The following is a 15,519-nucleotide window of genomic DNA, read 5'->3' as shown; positions in this document are numbered from 1 at the left end:
CCGTGATGGCGGCATACACCCGATAACGGAACAGGAGCAGCGGAAGACCACTCTCAGGGGTGGCTGTTCTCGGGGTGACTGTCCTCGTCGTCCGTAGCCACCCGCTCCGCCCAGATGCCGCGGACATGGCCGATATGACGTCGCATCAGCTGCTCGGCGCCGTCCGCGTCGCCCGCACTGATCAGGTCGAGGAGTTCGGAGTGCTCGTGCGAGGAGGGGATGAGCCGGTCGCGCTCGGCCAGGATCTTGAGACCGTAGATCCGGGACCGGGAGCGGAGGGAGCGGACGGTCTCGACCAGATAGGTGTTGCCGGTCAGACCCAGCAGCGTGAGATGGAACTCCATGTCGATGGTGACATGCGCGATGAGGTCCTGTCGGCGTGCCGCGTCCTCGATGGCCGTGGCCAGCGGACGCAGCCGCTCGATGGCGGCGGGATCGACGCCCGCCTCGGCGATCCGTCGCACGGTGGGGATTTCGATGAGGGCGCGCAGATGCGTGATGTCGTCGAGGTCGGCCTCCGACAGGTCGGTGACCCGGAAGCCCTTGTTACGGACCACGCCGACCAGCCCCTCGCGGGCGAGATCGAGCATCGCCTCCCGTACGGGGGTGGAGGAGACGCCGAACTGCTCGGCCAGGCTGGGCGCCGAGTAGACGACGCCGGGGCGCAGTTGACCGGAGATCACCGCGCCGCGCAGGGTTTCGATGATCTCCTCACGGAGATTGCGCCGGGCGCCGAACGAGGGCAGGAGCGGCGTGCTGGGGTCACCCTCGGTCGTGGTCATGGGCCTGCTCCTTCGTACGGTCACAACTCGAACCCTTCGGGGAACGGGTCGTCGGGGTCGTAGTGGTACTGGGCGGTGCCGGTGATCCAGGCGCGGCCCTCGATGGTGGGAATCACGGTGGTGAGACCGCGGGGCGCTTCGGGCCCGCCGGGTACGCCCTGCCCGGGTCCGCCGGGTACGCCCTGCTCGCCGAGGATGCCCTCTTCGACGAGGCGGCCGGTGAAATGCGTACCGATGAACGACTCGTTGTCGAAATCGGTGTCGAGTGCGAGTTCGCCACGGGCGTGCAGCTGGGCCATACGGGCGCTGGTGCCGGTGCCACAGGGCGAGCGGTCGAACATGCCCGGGTGGATGACCATGGCGTGCCGGGAGTGCCTGGCGTCCGACCCGGGGGCGGCCAGATACACATGGTGGCAACCGTTGATCTCGGGGTTGAGGGGGTGGACGGGGCGGTCCTGGTCGTTGACGGCGGCCATGATGGCGAGGCCCGCGTCGAGGATGCGCCGCTTCTCCGTCCGCGCGAACGGGATGCCCAGCTTGTCCAGTTGGACGATGGCGTAGAAGTTGCCACCGAAGGCGAGGTCGTAGGGGATGTCGCCCCAGGGCTCGACCCGTACCGTACGGTCGAGACCGAGCACGAACGACGGTACGTTCCGCAGGACGACCGACGTCGCCACTCCGTCCGTCACCCGGACCCGGGCGACGACCAGCCCGGCGGGGGTGTCGAGGCGGATGGTGGTGACCGGTTCGGTGACCTCGACCATGCCGGTCTCCACCAGGACGGTGGCGACACCGATGGTGCCGTGCCCGCACATCGGGAGACAGCCGGAGGTCTCGATGTAGAGCACGCCGTAGTCGGCGTCGGGGCGGGTGGGCGGTTGCAGGATCGCCCCGCTCATCGCCGCGTGGCCACGGGGCTCGTTCATCAGGAACTTACGGATGTGGTCGAGGTGTTCGATGAAGTACCGGCGCCGGTCGGACATGGTGGCGCCGGGCACCACACCGACGCCGCCGGTGATGACCCGGGTGGGCATGCCCTCGGTGTGGGAATCGACCGCGTGGAAGACCCTGCTGCTGCGCATACGGATTACCCGAGCCCTTCCGCGAGCGCCTTCTCGGTGGCCCTGCGCACGATCTCCTCGTGCTCGGGGGTGAGCGGAACGCGCGGCTGACGGCAGGGACCGCCGTAGCGACCAACCAGATCCATGCTCGCCTTGATCGCCTGCACGAACTCCGTCCTGGAGTCCCAGCGCAGCAGCGGGTGCAGCGCCCGGTAGAGCGGCAGCGCGGTCTCCAGATCACCGGCCGAGGCGGCACGCCACAGTGCGACCGAGGCGCGGGGGAACGCGTTGGGATAGCCGGCGACCCAGCCGGGGGAACCCGCGACGGCCAGCTCCAGCGCGACATCGTCGGCGCCGCACAACACATCGAGACCGGGGGCGAGTTCGGCGATCCGGTAACTGCGGCGGACATCGCCGGAGAACTCCTTGACCGCGACGATCAGTCCCTCGGCGTGGAGTTCCGCGAGCAGCTCGGGCACCAGATCGACCTTGGTGTCGAAGGGGTTGTTGTACGCGACGACCGGCAGGCCGGCCTTGGCGACCTCGCGGTAGTGCGCGACCACGGCACGCGGGTCGGCCCGGTAGGAGTTCGGCGGGAGCAGCATCACGGCGGCGGCGCCCGCCTCGGCAGCCTGCTCGGCCCAGCGGCGGGCCTCGTCGGCGCCGTAGGCGGCCACTCCGGGCATGACCGTGAAGCCCTCGGGAGCGGTCTCGACCGCCGTGGTCACCACACGGGCGCGTTCTTCCGGCGAGAGGGTCTGGTACTCGCCGAGCGAGCCGTTCGGGGTGACGCCGTCGCATCCGTTCGCGGCGAGCCAGCTGACATGGTCGGCGTAGCCGTCGAAGTCCACCTCCAGCCGGCCGGTGGAGCCTTCGCGCAGCGGCAGCGCTGTGGCGACCAGCACGCCGTGCCAGGGCTTGCGCCGGGACTGCTCGTGCTCGTGCTCTTGCAGTTGCCGGGGCGCTGACGCGTTCATACGACCTCCACGGAGACTCTGTTGCCGGGACTGACCTCGCTGATGGGACTGACGGGGCTGGGCGGTGGGTTTCGCGGCGGCGGCCAGGGCGCCGAGCGACACCGGCTGCGCGATGGGTCTGCTCGCCATGGAGCGCAGATCGTCCTCGGTCGGTTCGCGCCCGGTGCGTGCGGCGACCAGACAACTGGTGGCGTATCCGCAGACGCGCCCCTGGCACAGCCCCATGCCGGGCCGCGCGAACAGCTTCACCGCGCGCGCATCGGTGGCGCCCAGCTCTTCGATGACCTCGGTGATCGCGCCCGCCGTGACTTCCTCGCACCGGCACACCACGGTGTCGTCGTCGATCCACCCGGTCCACCCCGGGCGCACCGGACAGGCCTCGTGCAGGGCGGTGGCGAAGGCGCGCAGCGCCGCGCGCCGGTGCGACAGCCGGCGCACCGCCGCCGGGTCCGGGGCGGTGCCGACGGTGGCGTACGCGGCGTGGAGTCCGGCGAGCCGGCCCTCGGTCACGGACAGGTCCGCGCCACCGACGCCGCAGACCTCGCCCGCGAGATAGACCCCGGGAACCGAGCTGAGCTGCCGGCCGTCGGCGCCGGCGACCAGGCTTCCGTCGAGGTCGCGGCGCGTGTCGCAGCCGAGCTGGAGCGGGATCTCGATCTGGGGCGTGAAGCCGTAGCCGACGGCGAGCGTGTCGCAGTCGACACGGCGCTCACTGCCCGGCACGATCCGCCACCGCGCGTCGAGCGCGGCCACCGTGACCCCGGACACCTCGCCTTCGCCGTGGGCGGCGACCACGGTCGTACGGGTCCGGTACGGCACGCGGTGGCGCAGCAGCGTACGGAGGAACCCCGCGCCCTCGGCGAGCTTGCCGGGGTTACGGGCCAGGGCGAGCGGATGCCGCGCGAAGGCGGTGGGCAGCCCGGCCTCGAAGACCCCGACGACGTCCGCGCCCGCCTCGGCGAGTCCGGCGGCGACGGCGAGGAGGAACGGGCCGGTGCCGGCGACCGCGATCCGCCGGCCTGCGCGTACCCCCTGCCCCTTGAGCAGCGCCTGCGCGCCGCCTGCGGTGAAGACGCCGGGCAACGTCCAGCCGGGGAAGGGGAGTTGGCGGTCGTACGCTCCGGTGGCGATCACCACCGTACGGCTCTCGACGACCCGTTCGGTGCTGTCGTCGAGGGTGCGGGTGGCAGTGGTGTGGGTGCGGAATCCGTACGGAGACTCCTCGGCGGTCCGCTCGATGTGCCACACGGACTGCCCCGGCAGGTGTGCGATCCGCTCCGCGTGGTCGGTGAGTCCGCGCAACAGTCGTTGGAACACCGGCCAGTCGTGGTGTGACGCGCCGTTGTCGCCTTCGCGGTGGCGCCAGAACTGGCCGCCGGGCCGCGGCTGCGCGTCGATCAGCGCGACGCGTGCTCCGGCGCCGGCGGCCGTGACGGCGGCGGCGAGACCGGCCGGGCCGGCGCCGAGGACGGCGAGATCGTAACGGTCGCGCCGTGCGGCGGCCGGATCAGCACGCGAGGTCGTCATGGCCCGCCCCCTCCTGAGTACGTACCCGGTCGCCTGGCGCGGCCTCGATCAGACAAGCCCGTCGATTCGGCTGCTCGTTGACGGTGACCAGGCAGTCGAAGCACACCCTGATGCCACAGAACACACCGCGCGGAGCGCCGCCGATGCGGGTACGGCGCCAGGAGCGGTGCCCGGCGGCGATGAGCGCGGCGCCGATGGTCTGGCCCGCCGAGGCGTCGATCGTCCCGTCGTCGAACCGGAACTGGAACCGCGGTTGGGGGGTCTCGCCCTCGGCACTCACGCCGCCACCTCCTCCCCGAACCGGTCCGGGCGGAACGGAGAGAGATCCAGGTCGGGTTCCGTACCGGCGATCACCTGCGCGATCAGATACCCGGTCCCGGTGGACAGCCCGATCCCGGCGCCCTCGTGTCCCGCGGCGTGCAGGAGTCCGGGGGCGCGCGGGTCGGCGCCGATGACCGGGAGGTGGTCCGGGCAGTAGGGGCGGAAGCCCAAGTAGCTTCGCAGCAGCCGGACTTCGGCGAGGAACGGGAAGACGGCGATGGCCTGTGCGGCGAGCTTGCGCAGGACCGGCAGCGACATCGACCGGTCGAAGCCGACACGTTCGCGGCTGGCCCCGATCAGTACGGTCCCGGCCCCGGTACCCTCCACCACGACCGAGGTCTCCAGCGCCGCGTCACTGCTGGCCACATTGGCGACGTACTCGGCGGTGTACACCTTGTGCCGGATGACCCGGGGCAGCGGCTCCGTGACCAGGATGAACCCTTTGCGCGGCAGCACCGGGACGGGCGCGCCCGCGAGGCGGGCGGTCTGTCCGCTCCAGGTGCCGGTGGCGTTGATGATCCACCCGGCATGGATCACGGGCGCCGTGGGCGAGTCCGTCCGGACGCCGGTGACGGTGCCACGGCCGTCCCGTACGAATCCGACGACCTCCGTCCCCGGCAGTACGGTGGCACCGTGCCCACGCGCGCGCTGGAGCAGCCGAGCCGCCGCCAGCATGGGCTGGACCTGGCAGTCCTGCGGGTAGTAGGCGCCCGAGACCACGTCGGGTGTGATGTGCGGCTCCAGCTCGGCGACTTCGCCGGAGGACACGTCGATCGCGTCGATTCCGGCGGCGCGCTGAACGGCGGTGAGTGTCCGGAGACCGTCGGCCGTGGCGCCTGAGGTGGCGACCACGACGCCGCCTTTTCGCTGGTACTCCAGCCGCTCGGGACCCATGTCCTGGGCGACTTCGCCCCAGAGGCGCACGGAGAGCAGCGCCAGATCGAGTTCGGGTCCTGGTTCCTTGTCGGAGAGCAGGATGTTGCCTTCGCAGGCGGAGGTGGTTCCCGCGGCGATCGCGCCCCGCTCGATCACGGTGACGCGGAGACCCGCCGCGGAACAGTAGTAGGCGCAGGCGGCGCCGACCATGCCCGCGCCGATGACAACGACATCTGGAGATCTCTCCGAGCTGCCCATGTCAGTAGCATGTCACATAGCAGTGTGGCGCACCATGGTCCGTCAGCCGCCTTGTGAGCGGGCTGGTCGGGGTGGACCGGAGGGTCCAGAGACGGGTGGGGGCCGCCCCTGATCTTTGAGTGTCGCGGTTGCGGGTCGGGCGTCAAGGGCGCTCCTTCGTCGCGTCGGCTGCGCCGATTCCGCTTCGCTTCACCCTTGACACCCGCCCCTCCACCGCAAGTGCAGCTTTGAGGGGGGCGGCCCGGGGGGAGGGGTCCCCGGGGAAGCACCCATGTTTCGGCGGCCGGTTCCCGACCGCAGGTCGGTGGACCCTGCGGGGCTGCGCGGCAGTGGAGTGGGGCGGCCCGGCACCGGCAAAGCGACTGATCCCCGTGGGCGGCGGGGATTCATGCCCCGCTGGTCAGGGTGTGTGGGTGGTGGGGTGGGTGTGACTGACGAGGCGCTGATTGGGCCGGTCAGAGGAGGTGATGTGTCGTGGGAACGACTTAACCGAACTCAGGACGCATCACCGGCCGGGAGCCCCCAGAACAGCCCGCCAAACTGGGACATAGGGGGCGGGTGACGGGCTCGTCCGCCCCAGGCAACAGATGCAGACAACAACGAGCCCGCGCAGCGGGGCATGAGTCCCAACCACCCACGCACATCAGCTCGCTGAGCCGGTGCCGGGCCGCCCCACTCCACTCCCGCGCGCCCCGCAGGGCCCACCCACCCGAAAGCCGGGAGCACACCTTTGGACAAGGGAGCTTCCCCGGGGACCCCTCCCCCCGGGCCGCCCCCCTCAAAGCAGCACTTGCGGTGGAGGGGCGGGAGTCAAGGGTGACCGAAGGTCATCGGCTTGCCGACGCGACGAAGGAGCGCCCTTGACGCCCGACCCGCAACCGCGACACTCAAAGATCAGGGGCGGCCCCCACCCGCCATGTCCGACTCCGGCCCACCCCGACTACCCCTCCGCCCTGACCTGACGCCAACCACCCACCCGAGCCCCCACCCCTGCCCCAAAAGGCAGAACGCCATGCCCCCCGCCCATGAAGTCCGGGCTGGACCGTCCTCGGTGCTCGGCCCGAGAGTGGGCAGTGGAGGTCCAGGCAGGGTGAGCGGCACAGTCAGGGGAGACAGAGATGCGCGCACACGACCAGGGGCACGAGTCGGAGCATGAACACGGGCACGGGCACGGGCACGAGCACGACGAGACCTTCCGGTCCACCGCACAGGGCTCGGCCACTGACGCGCGGGAGTCCGCGCATACCTCGTACCTCTTCAAGGCAGCCGCCGCCGGGCGGCCCGATGTGGTCGGGGCGGCCGGCCTGAGCAGCCTTCAGCGCTCCGTGGGAAACAGCGCCGTCGGGACGATGCTCAGCAGGGACGCGGCGCCCGAGGAGGAGCCCACACCCGACGCCCACCAGGACCGCTCTCCCGTGCACGATGTGATCTCCTCCGGTGGCGGTTCGCCTCTGGACACCGACACCCGTACCGACATGGAGAGTCGCATGGGCGCCGACTTCTCCGACGTACGCGTGCACACCGACGCCGCGGCTCATGAGTCCGCGAAGGGGGTCGGCGCCCGCGCGTACACCGTCGGCAACCATGTCGTCTTCCAGCGCGAGAGTTACGACCCGTCCTCACCCGACGGCCGGACCACACTGGCGCACGAGCTGACGCATGTGGTTCAGCAGCGCAACGGTCCGGTGGAGGGATCCGAGGCGCCCGGCGGGATCCGTGTGAGCGATCCGTCCGACCGCTTCGAGCAGGAGGCCGTCGCGAACGCCGATCGCGTGCTCTCCGAGCCGAGCCCGACACCGACGCCAACCCCGTCGCCCGAGTCCGCACCCGTTACGACGGATACCGCAGCCCCCGTGCAACGCCAGGCAACAGAGGACGAGGACGAAGAGCCCGCGAACGTACAGGGATCCTTCGTTCAGCGGGCCGACGAGGGTTCCGAGGAAGAGGAAGAGGCTCCGCCCACCTGACCAAGCCGGAGAATCCCTCCCTCACCAATTACTCCCCCACTCCCTCGCCGCTCTTTCTCACTCCGAGCCCGACCGCAGCGTCCCTCCCAGAAACAGCGACTCCGCGCAGCGCGACGGCCTCGGCGCCTGTACCGGCCTGCCCACCTGCCGGCAGTCGACGGTCATCGTGATCTCGCCGCCCGCCGGTACCAGAATGGGGGTGACGAAGTGATAGTCGGTGTCACGGAAGTTCTCCAGGGCCAGTCGCCAAAGGGGATTGTTCTGGCTGGACACGACGAGTGTCCCGGCGTCGCCCTGGGGGTTCTGGACCACGATGTCGGTGAGTTCGAAGGTGCTGCCGGCCGGCACCCGGTACGCGGATGCGCTGGTCGAGCCGCCGCCCACCGCGTCCCTGACCTCGACGCGCGCGCTGGTCGGCGCGCCCGCCCCCTGCGCGCTGCCCGCGCCCGTGCCCGTTCCGGATCCCGAACTCGCCCCGGAGCCCGTCCCGTTCTGCCCCGCTCCGCTGGTCGCGCCTCCCTCGGCACCGGGTGTGGCGCCGGCGTTCCCACCCCCGCCCCCGGTTCCGGCCGTGGCTCCGCCGTCAGCCGTCCCGCCCCCCGGGGACGCCGCCTTCTCCGCGGCGGACGCCACCGCCTCCGGGGTGATCGCCTCACGGGCCGCCGACTTCACCGCGGGGCGCAGCAGCGCGTACCAGAGCCCGACCAGCGCGATCGCCACGACCGCCGCGAGGATGAGCGCGCGGGGCAGCCAGCCGGGCAGGATCGCCTGCTGCTCGTACGATCCGTCGAGCACCACCGGTTCGTACGGCTCCTGGCCCTCCTCCGCCGCCACGGGCGCGGCGAGGACCTGGAACGTGTGGGTCACCGGCGTACCGCGCCACAGCCGCTTGGCCGGCCGTACCCACAACTTCGCGAAGTCCGCGTGTCCGGGCGGTATCAGCAGCTCGGCGGAGGCGAAGCGGACGCGGGCGCGCTCGGTACCGGTACGGCCGCTGAGGCGTACGGTCACCGGCGCGTTTCCCCGGTTGTCCACGGCGAGTTGATGGCTGCCGCGGCGCGCGCCGCTGGAGCCGCGCGGCACCAGTTCCGAGGTCACCTCGGTGAACGGTGCCACGGTCACCCGCCCCTCGGGCACCACGGTCTCGCTCGACTCGCTCGTCGGCACCACACGCACACCGAACGGTGTCTCGCCCGCGGGAACCGAGGGGTCGCGCGGTGGTGTGAGCCGTAGCACGACGGTGTCGGAGGCGCCCGGATAGAGGGAGAGTGTCCGCGGTTCCACGGTCGCCCACGCGGCGCAGGCTCCGACCACCTCGAAGCGGTATTCCTCGACCGTACTGCCGGAGTTGAGGATCTGTAGGGGTACGTCAGTCCGTGCGCCCGGCTCGGCGGTGACGGACGATGCGTCGAGGCTGGCCGTAAGACTCATACGTCGCACCGTAGGACCGCGCATTACCGGGAACACCGGTCGGACAGGAACACTTTCGGGCAGATGTAGTGCCCATCGGGCGGCTGCGGATTTCGCGTCCGCACTCGGTGGGAATGGAGTATCTGCCGATGCGTAAGGCAACCACCGCTCAGTTTGCCAGGTCCCATACGGCCCATGATGACGCCATCGGTTCGCATTTGCGGAGGGGGAAATTCATGACAGACCGTACGATCGTCGGTTTACGCGCACAGGATCCGATCTCCCAAGCGGGGGTGGCCAGCCAGCTGCGGACCAGGCCGGAGGTGACGCTCACCGGATGGGAGGACGGTGAACTCACCCCGCAGGTAGTCGTGGTGGTCGTGGATGTCATAGATGAGGAGGCATTACGGATGCTGCGCAATATCCAGCGCAGCGGTACGGCACGCGGAGTACTGGTGGCCACCGAGATCGACGAGCAGAAGCTGGTCAGCGCGGCGGAGTGCGGTGTCGCCGGGGTGGTCCGGCGTTCGGAGGCGACACCTGATCATCTCGTTCGGGTCATTGTCGCCGTGGCGAACGGCGAGGGCCATGTGCCCGCCGATCTCCTGGGACGCCTTCTGGAGCAGGTGGGAAAGTTGCAGGGCCAGGTGCTCGGACCACGTGGCCTGCACTTCACCGGGCTCTCCTCCCGGGAGATCGATGTACTCCGGCTGGTCGCGGAGGGATACGACACCGCCGATATCGCGACCAAGCTCGCGTACTCCGAACGCACGATAAAGAACGTCCTGCACGCGGTCATGACCCGGCTTCAATTGCGTAATCGCTCCCACGCGGTGGCGTACGCGCTGCGCCAGGGTCTGATCTGAGCCACAGTTCGAAAAGATCCACGGCCCGAACTCAAGACCGAACTGATCCACGGGCCGAAAAGATCTATAAGTTCGAACCGCGCCGGGTTTTGATCTTTCATCACAGCCACTCGCCGCACGGCTGCCCCAAAGGGCAGAACTCGGTACCCGCGGATATGACTCGCGCCCCGCTGCCCGCGGGGCGCGAGCACGGGATGGTGGGTGCCCGTGCGCCGATCTGGGGGAGGGTTTCCGTGCGGCGGTATCAACGGTTCCGGCGGTCGGCACGGAAACGACCTCAGCCCAACGGCATTGTCCTGCGCGTCGTACTGTCCTTCGCCCTCCTGCTGCTGATCGTGACCGGCCTGCCCAGCTCCGCCGCCGAACCTCGCGCGGCCGTCCCCGTACCCGAGCCGCCGGTCACACCGGCCGTCGTGACGGAGCGGCTGGACCCGGGCGAGTCCATCGCCGTGGACAAGCTGGTCCGTACACCGGCCATCCCGCCGAAGCCCGACATCGTGCTGCTCGTGGACGGCACCCTGAGCATGGAACCGTCCATCGAGCAGATCCAGCGGAACCTTCCCGTGATCACCGAGAGAGTGATCGAGGAGCAGCCCGACTCGCGCTTCGCCGTGGCCACGTACGGCGACCAGCAGGTCGACGGCGACCGGACCTACACCGTGCTCCAGTCGTTCACGGACGACCTCGGCAAGGTGCAGGAGGGGGTGAACGCCCTCACTGTCGAACGCGGCCAGGGCAGCATGGGCCCCTCCGAGGACTGGATCAACGCGTTGTGGCAGATCGCCGACGGCAGCGGTGGCCAGACCGAGTTCCGTACGGACGCGAGCCCCGTGGTCGTCCTGGTCGGCGACGCCTCCAGCCACGACCCCAGCATGGGCCACTCCCTGACCGACACCATCTACGCGCTCCAGGACCGGGGAATCCGGGTACTGGGCGTGGACGTCGCCACCGCCGTCGGCGACGGACTCAACGGGAACGGGGACGCCGGTGTCCCCGGACAGATCGAGGACCCACTGCACGAGCCGGGCCAGGCCGACAAGGTCATCGAGGCCACCAGGGGCCGGCTGATCCCCGGCGTCGACGCGGACGCGGTGGTGAACTCGATCGCCGAAGGTCTCGCCAACCTGCCCACCCAGGTCGGCCACCGGCTGGACAACTGCGACCCCGCCCTGACGGTGACGCTCGCCCCGCCCACCCGTACCGTCACCAGTGGTGACCCGGCGGCCTTCGACGAGACGATCACGGTCGCCGAGGATGCTCCGCAGGGGCGCAGGCTGACCTGCACGGTCCAGTTCCTGCTGGGCACGAGCCCGCCCGGTACGGATGCCGTCGGGCCGAACGCGGCGGCCGACCCCGCGCTGACGCAGGCGATCAACATCGATGTCAACGATGTCGACGCGCCGGTGGTCGTCGTGGACGACCGTACGGTGACGACCAGGGACCCGGACGGCGCGCGCGTCGAGCTGACGGTGACCGCCGTGGACGCCAACGACGGGCGGCTGCCGGTACGTTGCACCCCCGCGTCGGGCTCGCTCTTCCCGGTCGGCCGCACCCTGGTCACCTGCTCCGCCACCGACTCGAACGGCAACACCGGCACCGACACGGCCACGGTGGAGGTCCTTGAGCTGCCACCTGTCCCGCCCGTTCCGCCGGTTCCTCCCGCTCCCCCCGCGCCGCCCGCTCCCCCGGTGCCTCCGACCGCCGATGTCACCGTGGACGTACAGCTCACCCCGTCGCGCACATACACCGGCCGCCCCGCACGTGCCCGCTTCCTCCTCACCAACGCCGGTCCGGACGCGGCGACCGGTGTCATCGTCACCTCCGCCTGGCCGAGGACGCCGGACGCGGGCAAACGTACGCTGGCCGGGCTGTCGCGCTGCACCCCGACCGCGCCGTGCACGATCCCGGCGGGAGGGCGGGTCGAGGTCACCCAGACGGCGACGTACGGGACGGCGATCAGCGGAGACGTCCACGCGACCGCCGTCGCCACGCTGCCCGACCGCAGACCGGCCAACAACACCGACCGGGGCCCGCTCCGTGTCCTCCAGCCGAAGCTGGTCGTCACACCTCAGGTCGCCACACCGGGACAGGTGGTGCTGGCACGTGGGACGGACTTCCCGCCGGGCTCGAACGTACGGCTGAGCTGGAGCGCGGGCATCACCGCCAGCGGTCCGCCGGTGACGGCGGGCCGCGACGGCACGTTCGAGGCGCAGGTGCTGGTACTGCGCAGGGACCAGCTCGGGCCACGCGATCTCCGCGCGGACGTCACCGGACTCGACCGGCTCACGAAGCCCGTCCTGGTGGTTCAACGCAAGCTCCAGCCACCGGACTTCGCGGGGCGCGGATGAGCGGAACGCGGATGAGCGAGACGCGGATGAGCGAGACGCGGATGAGCGAGAGGCCGGTGGGAGCGACGACGAGAGAGCCGGGGATGACAGGGGCGGGGACGACAGGAGCGGGGATGACAGGAGCGGAGTCGTGATCCACGAGGTGGACGACGCCCTGCGCGCGCTGCTCAGGGCCGAGGTCCTCGAAGGCGCCCAGATCGCGGTGGTGTTCGACGCGCCGACCCGCGAGTGGGCTGCCAAAGTCAACGCGCCCACGGTGAATCTGTATCTCTACGACATCCGCGAGGACATGCGGCGGCGCGAACGCGGGCTGCACAACGAGTACGACGAGCGCGGCACGGTCGTCGCCCGCCGCCGGCCGCCGCGGTTCTTCAAGCTCTCGTATCTGATCACCGCCTGGACGAAGCGGCCGGAGGACGAACACCGGCTGCTGTCCTCGCTGTTGGCCTGTCTGCTGCGGTACGAGGCGCTGCCCTCCGAGCGGCTGACGGGAACGCTCCAGGACATCGGGGTGGCCGTACCGATGACCATCGCGCTGCCACCGCCTGAGGACCGTTCCTTCGCGGACGTGTGGAGCGCGCTCGGCGGTGAACTGAAGCCGTCGCTCGACCTGGTGATCAGTGTGCCGGTCACGGCGTCGCCGACCTACGCCGCGGGTCCGCCGGTGGGTGACGAGGGGATGCGCGTCCACTTCGGTGACCGCGCGGGTGACCGTGCGCGGGAGGAGCGCGCACGACGGCCCGCCGGACCGATGCCGGGCCGTGGGGTGCTTCCGTTGTACGGGGCCCACGAGGCCCACGGGGCCGCTGTCGACCGTGGCGGGGAGCCGACGGACGAGGGCGTCGGCGAGGACGGGCGGCCCGGCGGCGCCGACGAGCGCGAGACGGCCCGCCGGCGCCCCGGGCTGTCGCTGCGGATTACGGAGAACCGGGGCGATGCCTGAGCCCGAACGGCACGACGCCAAGCGGCCGGACAGGCAACGGCCCGATTCCGACGAGGAGAGCCGGGACCTCCGCCATCTCCTGAGCTGTGCCGTACGTATCGAGCGGCGCGTACGCCGGGCGGTCGAGGCGCGCCGGCTCACGGACCCGCATCCGGACGACGAGTTCCGGGGTCTGTATCTGACCGAGGAGACGATCACACGGCTGCTGGACGGGCGCCGCGCGTTCCCCGCGCCGGACGAGACCGGTACGACAGGCGCGACCGGCACATCCGGCGCGACCGATGCACCTGACGAGGACAGCGCTCCACCCGCACTTGGGCCGCCGTCCCGACTCACCACGCTGGCAGAGGAGTTCGACCTCAGTCCGCTGGATGTCGAGATTCTGCTCATCGCGCTCCTGCCGGATCTCGACGACCGGTTCGAGGCGTTCTACGGCTACCTCAACGACGATGTCACCCGCCGCCGCCCGACCTTCGGACTCGCCCTCGGTCTCTGCGGTCTCTCCCCGGCGGACGCGGACGCCCGCGCCAGGCTCGGCCCCCGGGCACCGCTGCGCGCCGGCGGGCTGCTGTTGGTGGAGGAGGCGGAACGGCCGTTCCTGGGGCGCGCGTTACGGGTTCCCGACCGCGTCACCGCGCACCTCCTGGGCGACGACAGCCCCGATCCCCGGCTGATCGGTCTGCTGGCGCCCTGGCACGCCGTACCGGGTGTGGGAGACCCGGGGCCGCTCGCCCGTACCCTCGGCTCCGGTGTCCAACTGGCGTATCTCCGCGAGGAACAGGGCGGCGCGGGTACGGCGCTGGCCGCCACGGCGCTGAGCCTCGCGGGGCGTGGCGTACTGGGTCTGGATCTGACCCGGCTGGCCGAGGATCCGACGCCCGTCGAGGCGGTGCGGGCACTGGTACGGGAGGGTCGGCTGACGGGGGCCGGGCTGGTCTGCGCGCCGCTGGACGTGCTGTCGCGCGACCACCCGGGGACTCTCCGGCTGCTCACCGACACCCCGCTGCCGACGGTCCTGGTGGGCCGCACCCCTTGGGACGCGGCCTGGTCGACGCGCCCGCCACTGCTGCTGTCCGCGCCTCGGGTGGAACCGGCGGTACGGGCGGCCCTCTGGCGCGACGCCTACGCCGAGCCGATCCCGGCCGATCTGGATGTCGGCGTTCTGCTCTCCCCGTTCCTGCTCACCCCTGACCAGATCGAGGGCGCGGCCCGCAGCGCCGCCCAGACGGCCCGCCTGGACGGTGGCGCCCTGGGACCTGACCACATCCGCCGGGGCGCCCGCGCCCAGAACGCCGCGGGCCTCGACCGGCTGGCCCGCCGTATCGAACCTTCCGTGACCTGGAACGACCTGGTCCTCCCCCCGGACACCCACGCCCAGCTCCACGAGCTCACCGCCCGCGCCCGCTTTCGCGACCAGGTCCTCGGCGAGTGGGGAATGCGTCCGGGCGGCGGGCGCGGTCGGGGCGTGTCGGCCCTCTTCGCGGGCGACTCCGGCACCGGGAAGACGATGTCGGCCGAGGTGATCGCGGCGGATCTGGGTCTCGACCTCTACACGGTCGATCTGGCGACCGTCATCGACAAGTACGTCGGCGAGACCGAGAAGAACCTCGAACGCATCTTCTCCGAGGCGGCCGGTGTGAACGGCGTCCTGCTCTTCGACGAGGCGGACGCGATCTTCGGCAAACGCTCGGAGGTCAAGGACGCCCACGACCGCTACGCCAACGTGGAGAGCGCGTACCTGCTGCAACGCATGGAGTCCTTCGACGGCCTCGCCATCCTCGCCACCAACCTCCGCGCCAACCTCGATGACGCCTTCACCCGCCGCCTCGATCTGGTCATCGACTTCCCCGTTCCTGACCCGCCCCAACGCCTGCTCCTCTGGGAACGCTGTCTGGGCCCCGCACTCCCGCGCGCCTCCGGCCTCGATCTCGCCTTCTGCGCCGAGTCCTTCGAACTGGCGGGCGGCAACATCCGCTCGGTAGCGGTAACGGCGGCCTACCTCTCGGCGGCTTCGGGCACCCCGGTGACGATGCCGATCCTGATCCACGCGATCCAACGCGAATACCAGAAACTGGGCCGCCTGACCTTGGCCTCGGAGTTCGGCCCCTACGTGGGGTTACTCACCTGAGAGGTTGTCTCACGTGGCAAGTTTCGCGAGCCTCTTGTAGCAGGCCAGGGCGAGG

11 protein-coding genes and 1 pseudogene are annotated in these 15,519 nt (G+C 70.8%); 5 read left to right on the top strand and 7 right to left on the bottom strand.

Annotation, left to right across the window (positions count from 1 at the left end):
- Positions 1–53 precede the first annotated feature (53 nt).
- The 6 genes and pseudogenes from M1203_RS06860 to M1203_RS06830 form a co-directional block, all read right to left on the bottom strand.
- The gene (locus M1203_RS06860) at positions 54–782 is read right to left on the bottom strand and encodes a GntR family transcriptional regulator (protein ID WP_249948614.1); all 729 of its coding nucleotides are present in this window, start codon (positions 780–782) and stop codon (positions 54–56) included.
- A 20-nt stretch (positions 783–802) separates the two neighbouring features.
- Positions 803–1,864 carry a proline racemase family protein gene (locus M1203_RS06855; protein WP_249948613.1) on the bottom strand — a complete coding sequence of 354 codons (1,062 nt, stop codon included), beginning with the start codon at positions 1,862–1,864 and terminating at the stop codon, positions 803–805.
- Positions 1,865–1,869: 5 nt separating this feature from the next.
- Positions 1,870–2,820: a dihydrodipicolinate synthase family protein gene (locus tag M1203_RS06850; RefSeq protein ID WP_249949061.1), complete on the bottom strand. Its 951-nt coding sequence runs from the start codon at positions 2,818–2,820 to the stop codon at positions 1,870–1,872.
- 198 nt (positions 2,821–3,018) lie between these two features.
- Positions 3,019–4,347, bottom strand: a pseudogene (locus M1203_RS06840) (FAD-dependent oxidoreductase); the annotation flags it as partial.
- Entirely contained in the window at positions 4,328–4,627 is a 300-nt protein-coding gene (locus tag M1203_RS06835; protein WP_249948612.1) for a (2Fe-2S)-binding protein, read from the bottom strand. The pseudogene M1203_RS06840 and the gene M1203_RS06835, both read right to left, overlap by 20 nt.
- On the bottom strand, positions 4,624–5,802 hold the full coding sequence (locus tag M1203_RS06830; protein ID WP_249948611.1) for an FAD-binding oxidoreductase: 1,179 nt from the start codon (positions 5,800–5,802) through the stop codon (positions 4,624–4,626). The genes M1203_RS06835 and M1203_RS06830 overlap by 4 nt, the downstream gene beginning before the upstream one ends.
- A 1,118-nt stretch (positions 5,803–6,920) precedes the next feature.
- Here M1203_RS06830 and M1203_RS06825 point away from each other — a divergent pair.
- Positions 6,921–7,769 carry a DUF4157 domain-containing protein gene (locus M1203_RS06825; RefSeq protein WP_249948610.1) on the top strand — a complete coding sequence of 283 codons (849 nt, stop codon included), beginning with the start codon at positions 6,921–6,923 and terminating at the stop codon, positions 7,767–7,769.
- 57 nt (positions 7,770–7,826) lie between these two features.
- Here M1203_RS06825 and M1203_RS06820 read toward each other — a convergent pair whose 3' ends face one another.
- Positions 7,827–9,200 carry a hypothetical protein gene (locus M1203_RS06820; protein ID WP_249948609.1) on the bottom strand — a complete coding sequence of 458 codons (1,374 nt, stop codon included), beginning with the start codon at positions 9,198–9,200 and terminating at the stop codon, positions 7,827–7,829.
- Between the two features lie 215 nt (positions 9,201–9,415).
- Between M1203_RS06820 and M1203_RS06815 the strand changes: the two genes are divergently transcribed.
- The 4 genes from M1203_RS06815 (at position 9,416) to M1203_RS06800 (ending at position 15,464) form a co-directional block, all read left to right on the top strand.
- On the top strand, positions 9,416–10,045 hold the full coding sequence (locus tag M1203_RS06815; RefSeq protein ID WP_030353099.1) for a response regulator transcription factor: 630 nt from the start codon (positions 9,416–9,418) through the stop codon (positions 10,043–10,045).
- A 233-nt stretch (positions 10,046–10,278) separates the two neighbouring features.
- Entirely contained in the window at positions 10,279–12,393 is a 2,115-nt protein-coding gene (locus M1203_RS06810; protein WP_249948608.1) for a VWA domain-containing protein, read from the top strand.
- A gap of 130 nt (positions 12,394–12,523) precedes the next feature.
- Positions 12,524–13,336, top strand: a complete 813-nt coding sequence (locus M1203_RS06805) for a DUF4255 domain-containing protein (RefSeq protein WP_249948607.1) — start codon at positions 12,524–12,526, stop codon at positions 13,334–13,336.
- Complete coding sequence (locus tag M1203_RS06800; protein WP_249948606.1) at positions 13,329–15,464, top strand: ATP-binding protein; 2,136 nt, start codon at positions 13,329–13,331, stop codon at positions 15,462–15,464. The genes M1203_RS06805 and M1203_RS06800 overlap by 8 nt, the downstream gene beginning before the upstream one ends.
- Positions 15,465–15,519: the final 55 nt, after the last annotated feature.

The sequence above is a fragment of the Streptomyces sp. 35G-GA-8 genome (assembly GCF_023534745.1).
GTDB lineage: Bacteria > Actinomycetota > Actinomycetes > Streptomycetales > Streptomycetaceae > Streptomyces.
Note: the sequence above shows the minus strand (reverse complement) of the source record. Positions and strands in the feature narration are given on the sequence as shown.

Bases quoted from the DNA above. Each gene is read 5' to 3' on its own strand.
- M1203_RS06830 (WP_249948611.1), bottom strand. From the start codon at position 5,802: ATGGGCAGCTCGGAGAGATCTCCAGATGTCGTTGTCATCGGCGCGGGC.
- M1203_RS06820 (WP_249948609.1), bottom strand. From the start codon at position 9,200: ATGAGTCTTACGGCCAGCCTCGACGCATCGTCCGTCACCGCCGAGCCG.
- M1203_RS06825 (WP_249948610.1), top strand. From the start codon at position 6,921: ATGCGCGCACACGACCAGGGGCACGAGTCGGAGCATGAACACGGGCAC.
- M1203_RS06800 (WP_249948606.1), top strand. From the start codon at position 13,329: ATGCCTGAGCCCGAACGGCACGACGCCAAGCGGCCGGACAGGCAACGG.
- M1203_RS06855 (WP_249948613.1), bottom strand. From the start codon at position 1,864: ATGCGCAGCAGCAGGGTCTTCCACGCGGTCGATTCCCACACCGAGGGC.
- M1203_RS06815 (WP_030353099.1), top strand. From the start codon at position 9,416: ATGACAGACCGTACGATCGTCGGTTTACGCGCACAGGATCCGATCTCC.
- M1203_RS06860 (WP_249948614.1), bottom strand. From the start codon at position 782: ATGACCACGACCGAGGGTGACCCCAGCACGCCGCTCCTGCCCTCGTTC.
- M1203_RS06850 (WP_249949061.1), bottom strand. From the start codon at position 2,820: ATGAACGCGTCAGCGCCCCGGCAACTGCAAGAGCACGAGCACGAGCAG.